Genomic DNA, 2,912 nt, shown 5'->3' with positions numbered 1-2,912 from the left:
GAGACAGACTCGTTATAGGGTCAAGCGAACAAGTGCATGTGGTGGATGCCTTGGCGATCACAGGCGATGAAGGACGCGGTAGCCTGCGAAAAGCTACGGGGAGCTGGCAAACAAGCTTTGATCCGTAGATGTCCGAATGGGGAAACCCACTCCTTTTGGAGTATCCATGGCTGAATACATAGGCCATGTGAAGCGAACGCGGTGAACTGAAACATCTAAGTAACCGCAGGAAAAGAAATCAACCGAGATTCCCAAAGTAGTGGCGAGCGAAATGGGATGAGCCTTGCACTCTTTATTTGTATTGTTAGCCGAACGCTCTGGAAAGTGCGGCCATAGCAGGTGATAGCCCTGTAGGCGAAAACAGTATGAAAGAACTAGGTGTGCGACAAGTAGGGCGGGACACGTGAAATCCTGTCTGAAGATGGGGGGACCATCCTCCAAGGCTAAATACTCGTGATCGACCGATAGTGAACCAGTACCGTGAGGGAAAGGCGAAAAGAACCCCGGGAGGGGAGTGAAATAGATCCTGAAACCGCATGCATACAAACAGTCGGAGCCTCGTAAGGGGTGACGGCGTACCTTTTGTATAATGGGTCAGCGACTTACGTTCAGTAGCAAGCTTAACCGTATAGGGCAGGCGTAGCGAAAGCGAGTCCGAATAGGGCGTTCAGTTGCTGGGCGTAGACCCGAAACCAGGTGATCTATCCATGGCCAGGATGAAGGTGCGGTAACACGTACTGGAGGTCCGAACCCACTAACGTTGAAAAGTTAGGGGATGAGCTGTGGATAGGGGTGAAAGGCTAAACAAACCTGGAAATAGCTGGTTCTCTCCGAAAACTATTTAGGTAGTGCCTCGTGTCTCACCTTCGGGGGTAGAGCACTGTCATGGTTGGGGGGTCTATTGCAGATTACCCCGCCATAGCAAACTCCGAATACCGAAGAGTGCAATCACGGGAGACAGACATCGGGTGCTAACGTCCGGTGTCAAGAGGGAAACAACCCAGACCGCCAGCTAAGGTCCCCAAATATAGCTAAGTGGGAAACGAAGTGGGAAGGCTAAAACAGTCAGGAGGTTGGCTTAGAAGCAGCCACCCTTTAAAGAAAGCGTAATAGCTCACTGATCGAGTCGTCCTGCGCGGAAGATGTAACGGGGCTAAGCTATATACCGAAGCTGCGGATGCGAGCTTTGCTCGCATGGTAGGAGAGCGTTCCGTAAGCCTGCGAAGGTGCGTTGAAAAGCGTGCTGGAGGTATCGGAAGTGCGAATGCTGACATGAGTAGCGATAAAGGGGGTGAAAGGCCCCCTCGCCGTAAGCCCAAGGTTTCCTACGCAACGTTCATCGGCGTAGGGTGAGTCGGCCCCTAAGGCGAGGCAGAAATGCGTAGCTGATGGGAAGCAGGTCAATATTCCTGCACCATTGTTAGATGCGATGGGGGGACGGATCGCGGAAGGTTGTCCGGGTGTTGGAAGTCCCGGTCGCTGCATTGGAGAAGGCGCTTAGGCAAATCCGGGCGCAGGATTCAAGGGTGTGGCGCGAGCTCCTTAGGGAGCGAAGCAATTGGAAGTGGTTCCAAGAAAAGCCTCTAAGCTTCAGTCTAACGATGACCGTACCGCAAACCGACACAGGTGGGCGAGATGAGTATTCTAAGGCGCTTGAGAGAACTCGGGAGAAGGAACTCGGCAAATTGGTACCGTAACTTCGGGATAAGGTACGCCCTTGTAGCTTGATGCGCCTGCGCGCAAAGGGTGAAGGGGTTGCAATAAACTGGTGGCTGCGACTGTTTAATAAAAACACAGCACTCTGCAAACACGAAAGTGGACGTATAGGGTGTGACGCCTGCCCGGTGCCGGAAGATTAAATGATGGGGTGCAAGCTCTTGATTGAAGTCCCGGTAAACGGCGGCCGTAACTATAACGGTCCTAAGGTAGCGAAATTCCTTGTCGGGTAAGTTCCGACCTGCACGAATGGCGTAACGATGGCCACACTGTCTCCTCCCGAGACTCAGCGAAGTTGAAGTGTTTGTGATGATGCAATCTACCCGCGGCTAGACGGAAAGACCCCATGAACCTTTACTGTAGCTTTGCATTGGACTTTGAACCGATCTGTGTAGGATAGGTGGGAGGCTATGAAACCGGAACGCTAGTTTCGGTGGAGCCGTCCTTGAAATACCACCCTGGTTTGTTTGAGGTTCTAACCTTGGCCCGTGATCCGGGTCGGGGACAGTGCATGGTAGGCAGTTTGACTGGGGCGGTCTCCTCCCAAAGCGTAACGGAGGAGTACGAAGGTACGCTAGGTACGGTCGGAAATCGTGCTGATAGTGCAATGGCATAAGCGTGCTTAACTGCGAGACCGACAAGTCGAGCAGGTGCGAAAGCAGGTCATAGTGATCCGGTGGTTCTGTATGGAAGGGCCATCGCTCAACGGATAAAAGGTACTCTGGGGATAACAGGCTGATACCGCCCAAGAGTTCATATCGACGGCGGTGTTTGGCACCTCGATGTCGGCTCATCTCATCCTGGGGCTGTAGCCGGTCCCAAGGGTATGGCTGTTCGCCATTTAAAGAGGTACGTGAGCTGGGTTTAAAACGTCGTGAGACAGTTTGGTCCCTATCTGCCGTGGGCGTTGGATATTTGAAGGGGGCTGCTCCTAGTACGAGAGGACCGGAGTGGACGAACCTCTGGTGTACCGGTTGTCACGCCAGTGGCATCGCCGGGTAGCTATGTTCGGAAGAGATAACCGCTGAAAGCATCTAAGCGGGAAACTCGCCTTAAGATGAGATATCCCTGGGGACTAGATCCCCTTGAAGGGTCGTTCGAGACCAGGACGTTGATAGGTCAGGTGTGTAAGCGCAGTAATGCGTTCAGCTAACTGATACTAATTGCCCGTAAGGCTTGATCCTATAACAAGTCTG

General features: G+C 52.8%; 1 rRNA gene. It reads left to right on the top strand.

From position 1 onward, the window contains the following. Nucleotides 1-18 precede the first annotated feature (18 nt). Nucleotides 19-2,900: ribosomal RNA gene (locus DIE16_RS36130) — 23S ribosomal RNA — on the top strand. Nucleotides 2,901-2,912 lie beyond the last annotated feature (12 nt).

Origin of the sequence: Burkholderia sp. Bp9090, assembly GCF_003857985.1 — a bacterium.
Taxonomy (GTDB): Bacteria; Pseudomonadota; Gammaproteobacteria; order Burkholderiales; family Burkholderiaceae; genus Burkholderia.
This window is presented reverse-complemented; position numbering and strand designations above follow the sequence as displayed.